We start from the raw sequence: 14,814 nt of genomic DNA on the forward strand, positions 1-14,814 counted from the left end.
TCGATGTGAAGGGAGGAGACCGATGTTTTTACGAAGCTTGACCATTCTGCGCAATGAACATACCAAGGGGAACGAGTACCCCTTTTCCATCCCGGCGCTGCGGAATTTGGAGTCCCTGTCGTTTCGGGGAAACGTCACCTTTTTTGTCGGGGAAAACGGGTCGGGCAAATCCACGCTGATGGAAGGAATCGCAGACCGGTGCGGATTCAACACGGCAGGCGGGAGCAGAAACAACGCGTATGAGGTGGATGCTTCCCAATCAGCGCTTGGCGATTATATCCGGTTGTCCTGGATGCCCAAAGTGACGAACGGGTTTTTCCTGCGCGCGGAGACGTTTTACCATTTTGCCAGCCATCTGGACACCATGCCTGCCAGCTTACGGTATTACGGAGGGCGATCTCTGCATGAGCAGTCGCATGGGGAGGCCTTTCTGTCGCTGTTCAAGCACCGGTTCGGTAAAAAGGCTATCTACCTGCTGGACGAGCCCGAAGCGGCCTTATCCCCGGCGCGGCTGCTGGCACTGCTGAAGGTGATCAAGGATTTGGAGAAAGAGGCCCAGTTTATCATCGCGACCCATTCGCCGATCCTGCTGGGCTATCCCGATGCGGATATCATCAATTTTGACGTCCATCCTCCCCAAGAGGTTCAATATGAAGATACGATGCACTATATTATCACCCGCCGTTTTCTTGAAAACCGGAAGCGTGTGCTGAGCGAGCTGTTTGAGGAGGACGGGGACTGAAGCGGATGATTCCATGTTAAAAGCCCATTTCGAGGAAATGGGCTTTTTTGCGTGGGCTCGATTGTTGCCATGGATCAAACTTACGCATTACGCCGGATTGCCTCGAAAAGTTCCTCCGCTCCTGCCTGCGGCAGCCCCCGCTGCAGAGCCTCATATAGCCTGGAGGCGGCCAGGCGCGGCGGGTATTCAGCCGACCGGCACACATAACCGCAGGTGATGTTGACGGCATTGCCTTTAAAAGGACGGATTACTGTTCCGGCAGGTGCAGGCTGCAGGACGGTCAGCGGCACGAGGGCAGCGCCCAATCCGCTCTGCACGTAAAATTTCAGCGCAGCCATGCTGCTGATTTCCATCGCATCCATAGGCGGGCCTCCGGGCTCCTGCATGATCATTTCAAGCTTCCGGCGGTAAGGGCAGTCGGCTTGCGTAATCAGCAGGCGATGCCCTCTAAAATCGGCGGGCGTGACGAGCTCCTTGGAAGCCAGCGGATGATCCTCCGGCATGAGGACGACAAAATGTTCGGTCAGCAGCGGTTCATAATAAAGCCCGGCACCAAGCTGGGGAGGAGAGCAAATCGCCATGTCCAGATCTCCCCGCAGCACCTGTTCGTTCAGCTGGGGCGAGCTGGCAATCGTCACGGATACCCGTATATTCGGGTAATCGCGCAGAAAAGAAGCGAGGATCTCCGGCAGCCGGTAGCTGGCAATGGGCTCTACGACGCCAAGACGGAGATGGCCAGCTTCCCCCGACAGCAGCTCCTTCATGGTGCCTTGAAGCTGCTCCACATCCTTGACGATATGTGCGCTCTGCTCGTGAAAAAGGCGGCCTGCTTCGGTGAGCTGAAAGGTTTTGCCCCGTTCGATCAACCGGACGCCGAGCTCCGACTCGAGCTTCTGGATTTGCATCGTGACGGTGGACTGGGCGTAATTCAGTTCTTCGGCCGCCCGGTTAAAGCCGCCAAGGGCGACGATCCGGTGAAAGGTTTTGACAGCTTTCAGGTCCATGATATGTTTGCCTCCTGCTGTATGGTTCAATATTTTTGAATTCGTCGTTTATTTAATTCAATTATACAAATATGATCCCCGGAATTACAATATGATTGCCGGCAGAAAGAAAACGGAAGCTACAGGAGGTTATAAGAACATGCCATTTGTACGGATTGACATAGGGCAGGGTCCCTCAGAGGAGGAACTGGCTGTTATCAGCCGCTCCATTCATCAGGCGATGGTGGATACGATCGACGTCCCGGAAGACGACTATTTTCAGGTGATTACCCGGCATGGGGCAGGGGAGCTGCTGTACGACCGAAGTTACTTAAACGTAGAACGGTCCGACGGACAGATATTTATACAGATTACGCTGAAGCAGGGGCGGACGCTTGCGAAGAAAAAGGCGCTGTATGCCGCCATCGCAGAAAGGCTGCAGCAATCGGCGGGCATCCGGCCGCAGGACGTTATGATCATTTTAACGGAAAATACGGCGGAAAACTGGTCGTTCGGCAACGGCATTGCGCAGATGGTCCCGTGATTGGATTTCGGAAAGACATCAATGAATTTCTGACCCAATTTAGGATTTTGAAAGGAGAGCTGATCACATGAACATTCAGCATAAAACAGCGATCGTCACAGGCGGAGGAACAGGGATTGGAAAAGCGGTGTCAATCGAGCTGGCGAAGCGGGGAGCCCGCGTCGTCGTCAATTACTCCCGGTCTCGAGAAGACGCGGAGGAAACGGTGCGGACCATTCAAGAGGGCGGCGGCACAGCCGTTGCGGTCCAAGCCAATGTAGCTAAAGAGGCAGAGGTTCAGGCGATGGTAGGCAGAGCCGCCAGGGAGTTCGGTTCGGTCGATATTTTGATTAATAACGCCAGCATTACCCGGTATATTGCCATGAATGACCTGGAATCCGTGAACGACGAGGCGTGGGATGAGCTCTACCAGGTCAACGTGAAAGGGATGTTCTACTGCGCCAGGGCGGCAGCTGCCGAGATGAAAAAGCAAAAACAAGGCGTTATCGTCAACCTGGGGAGCATCGCCGGCATTACGGGCAGCGGCTCTTCGCTGCCGTATGCCGTGTCCAAGGCCGCGGTGCATGGACTGACCCGCTCGCTCGCCCGGGCGCTTGCCCCGGAGATTCGCGTGAGCAGTGTCGCGCCGGGGGCGGTGGCGACCCGATGGTGGGCCGGGCGCGAGCAGCAGATGGAGCAGCTGGCAGGCTCCTTGCTGCTGAACCGGATTTCTTCGCCCGAAGATATCGCCCATATGATCTGTGCCGTGGTCGAACAGGATTCGCTGACCGGGCAGGTCATTACGGTGGATGCAGGGCAGACGATGTAATTAGGACATCGGGCAGAAGGGGCGGCAGAATTGTAAAAGAGGCGAGCGGCCGGCCGTACGTCGCGAAAACAAGGGAATTTGTGATCATAGATCCCAAATCTTCCGCACGTCCGAGGCGTTTCACAACATATCCACAGCTTATCCACAGAAAATCAACAGTATATCCACAGCAAACAACAATATATCCACAGCATATCCGTTGCGTGAAGGACTCCAAACGAGGTAACCTGATTTTAGCTCCACTTGGAAAAGACGGATTACACCAGCCGCGGTTAGAATCCGCGGGGTCAGGAGGGATTGCCCTATGCGCGAATGGATCGGCAAATGCCGCGATTGCGGCAGGGACATTTATTGCGAGAACGGTTTTTTGAATGGCGTGGTGCTGGGGGACCAGTCGTTGAAATGCTTCCCGTGTGCGGAGCAGGAGGATGCGGGAACCGGTGACTCGGAGCGGCAAAGTGCAGAAACCGATGATTCGGTACAGTATTCGGAGAGAGAACCGAATTAGCACAGGATATACTTGCAGACCTGGAGTAACTTCCAAGTGGCAGCCTGAACAAGCTGCCTTTTTGCTTTGTATCCTCTGTATCCTCTGCATCCTCTGCATCGTCAAAAATTCTGCATCGTTAGAAATCCCCACCCGATCCGAAGTTTTTTAGCCGATCTTAATCGATCTCATTTCCCCGGCCTGAGCATCCATACCTGGGTCGGTACCTATCCCCTTGGACGCCTTGCTTGAGTCCCGCGCAAGAGGAAGGCTGGGGATCCGGATTTTTCTCCGGGGCATGCATCGTTAGGCGATTGTGTCTCTATGGCTGATAATGGTAGGATGAAGAAAATAAGGGTGATACCTCATATGGGGATATCCGACAAGGAGGATGAGCAAGTGGCTGCAGAAGAGTACGACCCGACGCTGATCGCGCGGCTGGAGAGCCCGGAACGCCTGGAGAAGCTTCCCCCGGAGAAGCTGCTGGACCTGCTGGAGTTGTCCGGGCACGAAGACCTGCTGGATGTGGGGGCAGGCAGCGGGTACTTCACGTTTCCAGCGGCGGCACGAACTTCCGGAACGGTCTATGCGCTGGATACCCATCCGCAGATGCTGGACATGCTGAAGACCCGTTCGGAAGAGCGGGGCGTTTCGAATATTCGGCTGATTCAGGGAACGGCAGAACAGATTCCGCTAGAGGAAGAAAGCGTGGACGTGATGATCCTGTCCCTCGTCCTGCATATTGCCGAGCCGCATGAGCAGGGATTGAAGGAAGTGCAGCGCGTTCTTAAAAAAGGAGGCAAGGCGCTCTGCGTGGAATGGGCTTATCCGGACAGCGAACCGCCGTCGGATCATCGCATCTCCTCATCGGACATGGCCCGCATGGGAGAGGAGCTTGGCCTCAAGGTGCTCAGCAGGCAGCCGTGGTCGGACAAGTATTACAGCATCGTTTTTCAAAAATAACATTTGTATCGCCCGGTGGAAGCTGTGCACCGCTGTGCAGCGCCAAAAATGCAAACCCATTCACAGGAGAGGTGGCTTGAGAATGAAATACAGACGGCTTGGAAAAACGGAATTGAAGGTATCGGTGGTCGGTGTAGGAACATGGCAGTTCGGGGGAGACTGGGGGAAGGACTTTAACCAGCAGGAGGCGGACGCCATTTTGCATAAGGCGAAGGATCTCGGCATCAACCTGATCGACACGGCGGAATGCTATGGTCCGCATCACCTTTCCGAGAGCCTCATCGGAAACTTTCTGAAGCGGGACCGCCGCGAGGACTGGGTCGTGGCTTCGAAATTCGGCCACCGCTGGCATGATCATTGGGAAAACGCCTGGTCTGCAGATGAGGTTCTCGTCCAGTTGGATGAATCCTTGAAAGCGCTGCAAACGGACTATATCGACCTGTACCAGTTCCACTCGGGCTCGGATGAAGTATTTAACAACGACGATCTGTGGACACTGCTGGACAAGCAGGTGCAGGCCGGGAAAATCCGCAACCTCGGCATTTCCATCGGCAGCAACGATAACCTGGAGCAGACTTCCCGGGCGACTGAACTCAACGCCAAAGCGATTCAGGTCGTGTACAACCGGCTCGACCGGAAACCGGAAGAGCGCGTCTTTCCGTCCTGCACCGAGCAGGATCTGGGCGTGCTTGCGAGAGTGCCGCTTGCCAGCGGTTATCTAAGCGGCAAGTACAAGCCCGGCGCCGTGTTCCAGGATAACGTGCGCAAACGGCATGAACGCGACAACATCGATGCCCGCCTCCGCGAGGTAGAGGAAATCCAGCGGACTGAGGTGCCCGAAGGCGTGGGCATGGCCCAGTGGGCCTTGGCCTGGTGCCTGCAGAACCCCGCCGTGGACTGCGTGATCCCGGGCTGCAAGAGCCCGGAGCAGGTCGAAGCCAATGCGGCCGCTGCGGACCTCGATATGGTTCAGGATACGCATCCGCGGGCGTGGAAATAAGCAGGGAAGCAGGCGTTCGGCACATTCCTGATTAAAGGAGGAGCAGACCGAGTTATGTCCAGTAAAACAGGAGAAGGGCGGGAAGAACTGCCCGTGATCTTTTTTGAGAGTCAGCAGGCATGGGAGGAGTGGCTCGAAGCGCATCATGCCGAGTCACGCGGCATTCGGCTGCAGATGGCCAAGAAGGGATCCGGCATCCCATCCATCACGTATGACGAAGCATTAGAGATCGCACTCTGCTACGGCTGGATCGACAGCCGCAAGGAGGCCTGGGACGAGACGTATTGGATTCAGCGGTTCGGCCCGCGCGGGCCGAGAAGCATCTGGTCCAAGATCAACAAGGAGAAGGCTGAGCGCCTTGTCACAGAAGGCCGAATGAAGCCGGCCGGTCTTGCGGCGATCGAGGAAGCCAAACAAAAGGGCCAGTGGGAGCAGGCCTATGCATCCCAGAGCCGGTCGCAAATTCCCGAGGATCTGGAGCGGAAGTTCGAGGAGCATCCGGATGCGGCAGCCTTTTTTGCGACGCTGGACAGCCGCAACAAATACGCCGTCATATTCCGGGTCCAAAGCGCCAAGAAGCCCGAAACGAGGGCTAAACGAATCGACCAGTTTATCGACATGTTGGAAAAAGGCGAAAAAATATATCCTTAGATTGTGCATCAGTCCTCAGTCACCATGATCAGCCGAAGCCTCCGTCAACGACGGGGGCTTCGCCCTTTCTTGACCTGCTGCAGCACTTTCCTTCCTGAATATTACGGTGCTCTTCCGAATAGGCTGTTTATAGCTGAATCATCGGAAAAAGGCGGAAGGGGCGGGGCGGCCAAACCTGAAAAGCCGCATCCAGAAAGGCGGGTTTTGCTTCATGCTGTTAAATATTAGCGTGGTGATGGTCTTGGTGTATACGGCGGTATGTATCGGGTATGTCCAAATTCACCGGAAGCATCTTTTAAACATGACCGGCAACATGGTGGCGATGACGACAGGGCTGATCTCCAATTTGACGATCGGGGTCATCCTGGGCATGATGTTTGCCGGCGACCTCGTGCTGTCCACCGGTCTGTCTGTGCTGTTTTGCTTTGCGATCGGCTACTTGGTCGGCAAGCCGCTCCATCTCCTGGCGGTCATAGAGGGCATCGGCGGGGGGATCATGGGCGGACTGCACGGCGCTATGCTCGGCGAGATGATTCCCCGGGCAAGGTGGGACGTCATGCTGTTTATTATGGATGCGCTGTTTATTGCGATGACCGCCATGGTCATGTATTTGATTCATAACCAGAAATACAAGGCCCGGGAGGCTGCGGACGAAGAAGAGCGGACGGAAGGAGCGCAGGTGCCCGGGCTGATGCCGATCCGGCTGTCCTTTTGGATGCTGTATATTATCTTGCCGGTCGTGACCCTCTGCGCTGCAGCTATATTCAGCCATTCGGTCCCTGCCGGAGAAGTTCCGGTAACGGGACATGAGATGCATTCCATGTAAGTCCTTTGCAAAATCGTTCATAAACGGATACAATACAGGTAACGGCTGAATTGTAATGATTTTGGTTACACTTACACGCCGGGTGTCCGGCAGCCTGCCGGACCGCTGTATACCGACTAATGGACAAAGGGGATAGGATGATGGAACGCATTCAAACGGAAGCCCAATATAACGAACTGATTCAAGGGGACGGCATCACGGTCATCAAATACGATGCAACTTGGTGCCCGGACTGCAAAACGCTCGATAAATTTATGCCGGACATTATGGCCAAACATCCGGATAAGAAATTTTATGCACTGGATGTAGAGCAGTTGGAGGACGTATCTTCCCAGAACGACGTGCGCGGCATCCCAAGTTTGCTCGTGTACAAGGACGGGAAGAAAATCGCCCATCTGCACAGCAAATTCGCCAAAACGCCTGGTGAAGTATCGGAATACCTTCAAACGCTGGAGTCCAAGCAATAATTTAATGGAACGGAAGCCATCGGCCAAGCACCCCCGATTCACGGTAGATCGTGAAGAGGAGGGTGCTTTTTCTTTTGGAAAAGCCCGCCCGGCGGGTTATTTGTCATGCACCCGTTACGGGATTTTTTACAAACATGAAATGAAATGGAAAGCAATACACATAGGGTGAGAACATGATGCCAAGAGAAGGATGTGCAGCCATGGCAACGACAGACGAGATTCTGCAAATGATGGATGAGCACAGCGCCAACAATTACTATCCGCTGCCGATCGTCATTCATAAGGCAGAGGGCGTATGGGTTGAAGATTTGAACGGACATCGATACATGGATATGCTCAGCGCATATTCCGCCCTCAATCACGGTCACAGGCACCCCAAAATCATGCAGGCGCTGCAGGAACAGGCCGGCAAGGTAACCCTTACATCGCGGGCGTTTCAGAGTGAGGCGTTCGGCATCTTTGTGAGCAAGCTGGCGGCATATACCGGTAAGGACAAGATTCTGGCGATGAATACGGGCGCCGAAGCGGTGGAAACCGCGCTGAAAATGGCAAGGCGGTGGGGCTATCGGAGCAAGGGCATTCCGGAGAATCAAGCCGAGATCATTGTCTGTACCGGAAATTTTCACGGCCGTACGCTGAGCGTCACCTCGTTCTCCTCCGAAGAGGCGTATAAACGGGATTTCGGGCCGTTTACGCCCGGCTTCCGGATCATCCCTTACGGCGATGCTTCCGCGCTGGAGCAGGCCATTACGCCGAACACGGCGGCTTTTCTCGTGGAGCCGATTCAGGGTGAAGCGGGGATCGTGATGCCGCCTGAAGGCTATTTAACCCAGGTGCGGGAGCTGTGCCGCCGTCATCAGGTGCTGTTGATGGCCGACGAAATTCAGACGGGGCTCGGCAGGACGGGGCGCCGCTTTGCCTGCGATTGGGAGGGCGTCGTTCCGGACGTGTACATTCTGGGCAAAGCCCTCGGCGGGGGCGTGCTGCCCGTTTCGGCCGTCGCGGCAGACCGGGAGATCATGGACGTGTTTGAACCGGGTTCGCACGGCTCGACCTTTGGCGGCAATCCGCTGGCTTCCACGGTGGCGGCCGCTGCGCTGGATGTGCTGGAGGAGGAGAAGCTGGCGGAGCGTGCCGAAACGCTTGGGCGCCTGTTTATGAAAAAGCTTACATCGATCTCCCATCCCGATATCGTCTCGGTCCGCGGGCGCGGCCTGCTGATCGGGCTGCAGCTGTCTGTGCCGGCCCGACCTTACTGCGAGGCGCTGGCCCGCATCGGCCTGTTATGCAAGGAAACCCATGATACCACGATCCGGTTTGCGCCGCCGCTCATCCTGTCCGAAGAAGAACTAGAATTTGCGCTCAGCCGAATTGGGGAGGTATTCACCGGCCAAGGGAGGGCGTAAAAACGTATGGGGCAACCAACCATTTCGATTATCAGCGTACCGTTCGGTTACGGGGCGGGAAGGCCGGGAAGCGAGCAAGGGCCGGACAGCATCCTGAAGTTCGGTCTGGTCAAAAAGCTGGAGCAGCTCAGCTACGATGTGGACGCCGGGCGGAGGATCCAGCTGCCCTCCAGCCTGACGCCCTATCCCACCACGCGTATGAAGCATGTGGACCAGGTCATGGCAGTCTGCTCACAGCTGGCGCGGGAGGCGGCGTCGGCGGCGTCAGCCGGCAGCATTCCCCTCATGCTTGGGGGGGACCACAGCATCGCCATGGGCTCGCTGGCCGGGCTCAGCCGGCATTACCCGAACATGGGCGTCATCTGGGTGGATGCCCATTCGGACCTGAACACCGAGATCACTAGCCCATCCGGAAACATGCACGGCATTCCCCTGGCAGCCGCTCTCGGCTTAACGCAGCTGAAGCTGACGCAGATCCTGCCCGGCGCCGTTCAACTGAAGCCGGAAAACTGCGTCATCATCGGTGCCCGTGATCTGGACCGGGATGAGAAGACGCTCATTCGCTCGCGGGGCATCACCTGCTTCACGATGTACGAGATCGACCGGCTGGGCATCGAGCATGTCGTGCAGGAGGCGCTGCGGATCGCCGGGACCGGCACGGACGGCCTGCACGTCAGCTTCGACATCGACAGCGTCGATCCGTTTGAGGCGCCCGGAACGGGCACGCCGGTCCGCGGCGGGCTCAGCTACCGCGAAGCCCACTTGGTTATGGAGCTGATGAGCGAATCCGGCCTCATCACGTCCGCGGATATGGTGGAGGTCAATCCCAGCCTTGACCGGAACAACCAGACCTCGAAGCTGGCGGTGGAGCTGCTCAGCTCCTTGTTCGGCAGCCGGATTTTGTAGGCGAAAGGAGGCGTCTCCTTGGAGAAAGCCATGAAGTCTTTGTTTTTGACGCTGGCCAAAAACCGGGCGGCGAACCGCTGGGCCAAACGGTACGGACTCCGGCTCGGGGCCAGGCGCTTCGTTGCGGGCGAGTCGATCGAGCATGCGATTGACGCTGTCCGCAAGCTGAACGCCAGCGGGCGGATGGCCACCCTCGATTACCTGGGGGAGTTCACGAGCAGCGAAGAGGAAGTGCGCGAGACGGCCGACATGTGTCTCAAGACGCTGGATGCGATCCACCGGTCCAAGGTGCAGGCCAACCTGTCGCTCAAGCTGACGTCGCTCGGACTGGATCTGAGCCCGGACCTGTGCTTTGAGCTGATGCGGAGAATTTTGGCCAGGGCGCAGAGCTACCGACTGTTCGTGCGCATCGACATGGAGGACCATGCCCACTGCCAGCCGGCGATCGACATGCTGAAAAAGCTGCGGGGCGGGTATGACAATGTGGGGATCGTCATCCAGTCGTATTTGTACCGGTCGGAGGAGGATGTGAAGGAACTGGGAGCTCAAGGAGTCAATCTACGCCTGGTGAAAGGGGCGTACAAGGAGCCCGCAAGCGTCGCGTATCCCCGGAAGGAAGACGTGGACGACAATTTGATTCGCCTGATCAAGATGCACCTGAAGTCCGGCAGCTACACGGCGATCGCCAGCCATGACGAGCGGATCCTCAGCGAGGCTAAACGATTCATCGAGGAGGAGGGGATTCCGCGCTCCCGCTTTGAGTTTCAGATGCTGTACGGCATCTGCGAGGAACTGCAGCTGAAGCTTGTCGAGGAGGGCTACCGGTTCCGGGTATACGTCCCGTTCGGCGTGGACTGGTTCGGGTATTTCATGCGCAGGCTGGCGGAACGGCCGGCCAATGTCTGGTTTGTGCTCAAAAATACTTTTAAGTAAAAAGGGAGTGAGGTAGCCATGAACTCGTTTGCCTTGAGCGCCGCATTTCAAAATGAACCCTTCACCGATTTTAACCAGCCGGAGCACCGCGAAGCATTTCTGAAAGCTTTGGCCGCCGTGAAAGGGCAGCTGGGACATCGTTATCCTGTCGTGATCGGCGGAAAAGAGGTATACACGGAGCGGGAGCTGGTCTCGCGGAACCCAGGCTATGTGCGGGAGGTGGTCGGCCGGATGAGCCAGGCCGGTACCGATCTTGCGGAGCAGGCGATGCAGCAGGCGCAAAAGTCTTTTGCCACCTGGAAAAGAACGACGGCCACTGAGCGGGCGGCGCTGCTGCTCAAGGCGGCTTCCCTGCTGCGCCAGCGCAAGCACGAGTTTTCCGCCTGGATGGTCGTCGAGGCCGGTAAAAACTGGGCCGAGGCCGACGCGGATACGGCGGAAGCGATCGATTTTATGGAGTATTACGCCAGGGAAGCCGTCCGGCTCAGCGAGACGTCACTGCACCAGCCGCTGCCGCGGGTGCCGGGAGAAGAGAACCGGCTGCAGTACATTCCGCTGGGCGTCGGCATTATTATCCCGCCGTGGAATTTCCCGCTGGCCATATGCGCCGGCATGACGACGGCCGCGGTGGTGACCGGCAACACCGTCCTGCTCAAGCCCGCATCGAACACGTCCGTTATCGCCTACCAGTTCTTCAAGCTGATGAAGGAAGCCGGGTTCCCGGACGGTGTCATCAACTTTGTGCCGGGAAGCGGGGCCGTCATCGGCGATTACCTGACGGCGCATCCGCAGACCCGGTTCATCAGCTTCACGGGCTCGAAGGAGGTCGGCCTCCGGATCAACAAGCTGGCCGCGGAGCAGGCTGAGGGGCAGATCTGGATCAAGCGGGTCGTCGCCGAGATGGGCGGCAAAGACGGTATCGTGGTGGACGAGACGGCGGACCTGGAAGCAGCGGCGAAGGCTATCGTGGTCTCGGCCTTTGGCTACCAGGGGCAGAAATGCTCCGCCGGGTCGAGGGCGATCATCGTCGAGTCGGTCTATGATCAGGTGCTTGCCCGCGTGACGGAGCTGACCAACCTGCTGGAGGTGGGACCTGCGGAGGATAACGCGCCGGTCGGACCCGTCATTGATGAGAAGTCGCGGGACAAAATTTTGGAGTACATTGGGATCGGCAGGGAAGAAGGGCGTCTTGTGACCGGCGGGGAACAGGTCGGGGAAGCCGGGTATTATATCCGGCCGGCCATCTTTACCGATGTCCCGGTCAAGGGACGGATCATGCAGGAGGAGATCTTCGGACCGGTGCTGGCGGTCGTATCTGCACGGGATTGGGAGGAAGCGATCGAGATTTATAACGATACGGAGTTCGGATTGACCGGATCGTTCTTTTCGACGGACGAGAGCCGGATCTCGGCTGCGCTGGAACGCATGCACTGCGGCAACTTGTATGTCAACCGCAAGTGTACCGGTGCGCTCGTGGGCGGCCAGCCCTTCGGCGGCTTCAACATGTCCGGAACCGACTCGAAAGCCGGCGGGCATGATTACCTGCTGCTGTTCACCCAGGCGAAGGTGACCTCCCGCAAGCTTCCTTGAGCGTGCACTTCCGTGGCGGGTCATACCTGGATAAATGACAAAGCACCTTGACTTGCCGGCGTTTCGCCGCAATTCAGGGTGCTTTTATTGGGTTTGTTCTCGAAAGTGCAACGCTTCTAGAGCCCTTTCTCTTCGGATTCGAACTCGTCGCTTCGGATCCACATGATGAGGGGGATCACTGTGCCTGCCGCTCATTCCGCTGCAGCTGGATAAGCTCGCCAAGCTGACGGATGGTGTCCAGCAGATGCTCGGTTTCCTCGTCCGTCAAATTCCCCAGCGTTTCGACGATGCGGACGGCGCTCATTTCCGCCAGCTTTTTCAGCAGCGCAGAGCCTTTGTCCGTAATCGAGATGTTAACGAACCGGCGGTCCTGCTCGCTGCGGCTGCGCACAATAAGCTCTTCCTGCTCCAGCTTGTCGCAGATTTGCGTAATGGCGCTGGTGGTCAGGCCGGTGACCTTGACGATGTCCGTTCCGCGCTGGCTGCCGCTATTTTTCAAATATTGAAGTATAAACGATTCTGTCGTGCTTAGCTTCACCTGGCGAACCAGACCGGCATAATCTATAATTCTTGGAAGTCTGTCCATCAATTCAAAATATCGGGTCGCGAGTTCTGTAGATGTAGAATGCAAATTAATCTCCCTCCTGGAGGCAACGGACAAGCCGGCTCGGCTCGAAACGTCCGTTCATGCATTTAATTGGTCCTAATGACATGTTAGTTTGATTTTAAGATACCGTCAACTTTCACCGGACGGGTTCCATGGGGACGGTATGTGCTTGACAAACCGCTTGTGGAAGATATATACTTTTCCATGCACTTATTAAAAGTAAGCTTATATCCAATAAGCTCTTACTTATCAATCGATAGGATTATGTGATCCGAATGTGCAACCATTCATTCGCTTAATTCGACATCGATTACTCTCTTTATAACTCTCAGGATTCCTTTTTTATGGCAGCCGCGACGCGGCTGCTCTTTTTTTTGCCTGCAAGTTCAGTAAGGCGCCCGGCAGGAAGCAGAAGCTCCCTCCGAAACTTATCCTTTCTGATCTCCTAAAAAAAGGATTGACTCTAAAGTAACCATTGGTTATATTTATGGCATACAGATTAAGTAACCGTTGGTTAGTTAAAAAAGACCGAAAGGAACAAACACCCAGATGCCCAGAAAAAAACAAGTTCGATCCGAACAAACCAAGCAGGACATTTTGAATGCGGCCGGCCGACTGTTCGCGGCCAAAGGGTACGATGCCGTCACCATGAGGGAAGTGGCCAAGGAAGCCGGCTACTCCCATACAGCGATCTACATTTATTTTGAAGATAAGGAGGCGCTGCTCCATGAACTGTCCATTCCGGCGCTAACGGAATTGCAGCTTCAGATTGAGGAAAAGGTGTCCGGAAAGCTGGAGCCGGAAGAAGCATTAAGGCAAATCAGCCTGGATTTTATCCGCTTTTGCCTGATTCACCGCAATATGCATCGCATCTTTTTTGAGGCACGCTCCGTAAGGGTGGACGAAGCGGAGCCCGAACTTGAGATTAACCGCGTCCGTAACGGGATGTTCCGTCTGCTGATGCAGGCTGTCCGGCAGTGTCTGGATTTACCGGAGGGAAGCGAGCGGCTGCTGTCGGCCACCCGGATTTATTTTTACCTGCTTCATGGCATTGTGGGCACCTATCAGCTGTCCGAAGAATCGGCCGAGGAATTGATGGAGCGTCTGCTTCCCACGTTTCGTGAAGCGATCGAGGTTTTGCTGCTGGGCTTCCGCGCACAACATGCGCCGGATAAATAACGATCCGCAAAGGAGAGGTTGATGGATGAGCTTTATCGTTCTGATGCTTTTGTTTACGGTGGTTTGCGGCTGGCTTGATTCACGAATCGGCCGGACGACGAAAAAAGAGGGGAAGTAAGATGTTCGCAGGTCATTTTGGACTCGCCGCAGCGGCCAAAGCCGCAAGTCCCAAAACTCCGCTGTGGGCGATCATGCTGGGCACGCAATTGCTCGACGTCATTTTTGTGCCGCTGCTGCTTACGGGAATGGAGACAACCGTGGAAACGGATGGTGGAGGATACGGTGGAGCCGTTATCCATGCAGACTATACGCATTCGCTGATCAGTGCGCTGATCATCGCCCTGCTTGCCGGCCTTGGAGCCTGGAGGCTATGGGGAAAGCGGAGTGCAGGGGTTATCGGCGGCGTGGTCTTCAGCCACTGGTTGCTCGATCTGCTGGTGCACCGGAGTGACATGCCGATTCTGCCGGGAAATTTGGGCTCATTGCCTTTGATGGGGTTCGGCTTATGGAAATGGCCTTTCATCAGCGGCGCTTTGGAGGTTCTTCTTATTGCTGTGGGTGCCGTCATGTATTATCGGTCAGTGCGATTAAGGGCACGGAACGCGCCGGGAATCGCCGGAAGCGCCTTTCCTGCCAAAGCGGTATGGGCTGCTGCGGTCATGGCCGTCCTGCTGATGGGCTCGTTTATATCCGATCTGATCGGGATTTGATCTTCCGGACTT

The 14,814-nt window shown here is 56.2% G+C and carries 17 protein-coding genes; 15 read left to right on the forward strand and 2 right to left on the reverse strand.

What is annotated here, in order from left to right; translation table 11 throughout:
* The first annotated feature begins 22 nt into the window (after positions 1–22).
* Positions 23–742 (forward strand): AAA family ATPase, encoded by a 720-nt coding sequence (locus GCU45_RS20020; protein WP_152400062.1) that lies wholly within the window; start codon positions 23–25, stop codon positions 740–742.
* A gap of 80 nt (positions 743–822) precedes the next feature.
* Here GCU45_RS20020 and GCU45_RS20025 read toward each other — a convergent pair whose 3' ends face one another.
* A complete protein-coding gene (locus GCU45_RS20025) occupies positions 823–1,746 on the reverse strand; it encodes a LysR family transcriptional regulator (RefSeq protein WP_152400063.1) in 924 nt (307 codons plus the stop codon).
* A gap of 139 nt (positions 1,747–1,885) precedes the next feature.
* On the opposite strand from GCU45_RS20025, the gene GCU45_RS20030 reads away from it, so the two are divergent.
* From GCU45_RS20030 to pruA, 12 genes are all read left to right on the forward strand, one after another.
* The gene (locus GCU45_RS20030) at positions 1,886–2,269 is read left to right on the forward strand and encodes a tautomerase family protein (RefSeq protein ID WP_152400064.1); all 384 of its coding nucleotides are present in this window, start codon (positions 1,886–1,888) and stop codon (positions 2,267–2,269) included.
* A gap of 67 nt (positions 2,270–2,336) precedes the next feature.
* Positions 2,337–3,077, forward strand: coding sequence for an SDR family NAD(P)-dependent oxidoreductase (locus GCU45_RS20035; protein ID WP_105445321.1), 741 nt, complete (start codon positions 2,337–2,339; stop codon positions 3,075–3,077).
* Positions 3,078–3,381: 304 nt separating this feature from the next.
* Positions 3,382–3,585, forward strand: a complete 204-nt coding sequence (locus GCU45_RS20040; RefSeq protein WP_152400066.1) for a hypothetical protein — start codon at positions 3,382–3,384, stop codon at positions 3,583–3,585.
* A gap of 378 nt (positions 3,586–3,963) precedes the next feature.
* Positions 3,964–4,527, forward strand: a complete 564-nt coding sequence (locus GCU45_RS20045; RefSeq protein WP_167527170.1) for a class I SAM-dependent methyltransferase — start codon at positions 3,964–3,966, stop codon at positions 4,525–4,527.
* A gap of 82 nt (positions 4,528–4,609) precedes the next feature.
* On the forward strand, positions 4,610–5,527 hold the full coding sequence (locus GCU45_RS20050) for an aldo/keto reductase (protein ID WP_152400070.1): 918 nt from the start codon (positions 4,610–4,612) through the stop codon (positions 5,525–5,527).
* A gap of 54 nt (positions 5,528–5,581) precedes the next feature.
* Positions 5,582–6,178, forward strand: coding sequence for a YdeI/OmpD-associated family protein (locus GCU45_RS20055; RefSeq protein WP_152400072.1), 597 nt, complete (start codon positions 5,582–5,584; stop codon positions 6,176–6,178).
* Positions 6,179–6,389: 211 nt separating this feature from the next.
* Positions 6,390–7,004 carry a hypothetical protein gene (locus GCU45_RS20060; protein WP_152400074.1) on the forward strand — a complete coding sequence of 205 codons (615 nt, stop codon included), beginning with the start codon at positions 6,390–6,392 and terminating at the stop codon, positions 7,002–7,004.
* A gap of 140 nt (positions 7,005–7,144) precedes the next feature.
* Positions 7,145–7,471 carry a thioredoxin family protein gene (locus tag GCU45_RS20065; RefSeq protein WP_076176171.1) on the forward strand — a complete coding sequence of 109 codons (327 nt, stop codon included), beginning with the start codon at positions 7,145–7,147 and terminating at the stop codon, positions 7,469–7,471.
* Positions 7,472–7,671: 200 nt separating this feature from the next.
* Positions 7,672–8,877 (forward strand): ornithine--oxo-acid transaminase, encoded by a 1,206-nt coding sequence (gene rocD / locus GCU45_RS20070; protein WP_152400076.1) that lies wholly within the window; start codon positions 7,672–7,674, stop codon positions 8,875–8,877.
* Between the two features lie 6 nt (positions 8,878–8,883).
* Positions 8,884–9,783, forward strand: coding sequence for an arginase (gene rocF / locus GCU45_RS20075; protein ID WP_152400078.1), 900 nt, complete (start codon positions 8,884–8,886; stop codon positions 9,781–9,783).
* 18 nt (positions 9,784–9,801) lie between these two features.
* Positions 9,802–10,716, forward strand: coding sequence for a proline dehydrogenase family protein (locus GCU45_RS20080; RefSeq protein ID WP_152400080.1), 915 nt, complete (start codon positions 9,802–9,804; stop codon positions 10,714–10,716).
* A gap of 18 nt (positions 10,717–10,734) precedes the next feature.
* Positions 10,735–12,306 (forward strand): L-glutamate gamma-semialdehyde dehydrogenase, encoded by a 1,572-nt coding sequence (pruA, locus tag GCU45_RS20085; protein WP_152400082.1) that lies wholly within the window; start codon positions 10,735–10,737, stop codon positions 12,304–12,306.
* A 175-nt stretch (positions 12,307–12,481) separates the two neighbouring features.
* Here the strand turns inward: pruA and GCU45_RS20090 are convergent, their stop codons facing one another.
* Positions 12,482–12,937 (reverse strand): MarR family winged helix-turn-helix transcriptional regulator, encoded by a 456-nt coding sequence (locus GCU45_RS20090; RefSeq protein ID WP_152400084.1) that lies wholly within the window; start codon positions 12,935–12,937, stop codon positions 12,482–12,484.
* Between the two features lie 525 nt (positions 12,938–13,462).
* Between GCU45_RS20090 and GCU45_RS20095 the strand changes: the two genes are divergently transcribed.
* Positions 13,463–14,092 carry a TetR/AcrR family transcriptional regulator gene (locus GCU45_RS20095; protein ID WP_152400086.1) on the forward strand — a complete coding sequence of 210 codons (630 nt, stop codon included), beginning with the start codon at positions 13,463–13,465 and terminating at the stop codon, positions 14,090–14,092.
* 119 nt (positions 14,093–14,211) lie between these two features.
* A complete protein-coding gene (locus GCU45_RS20100) occupies positions 14,212–14,802 on the forward strand; it encodes a permease (RefSeq protein WP_152400088.1) in 591 nt (196 codons plus the stop codon).
* Positions 14,803–14,814: the final 12 nt, after the last annotated feature.

Source organism: Paenibacillus cellulositrophicus, assembly GCF_009363095.1.
Classification (GTDB): Bacteria; Bacillota; Bacilli; order Paenibacillales; family Paenibacillaceae; genus Paenibacillus_AQ; species Paenibacillus_AQ favisporus.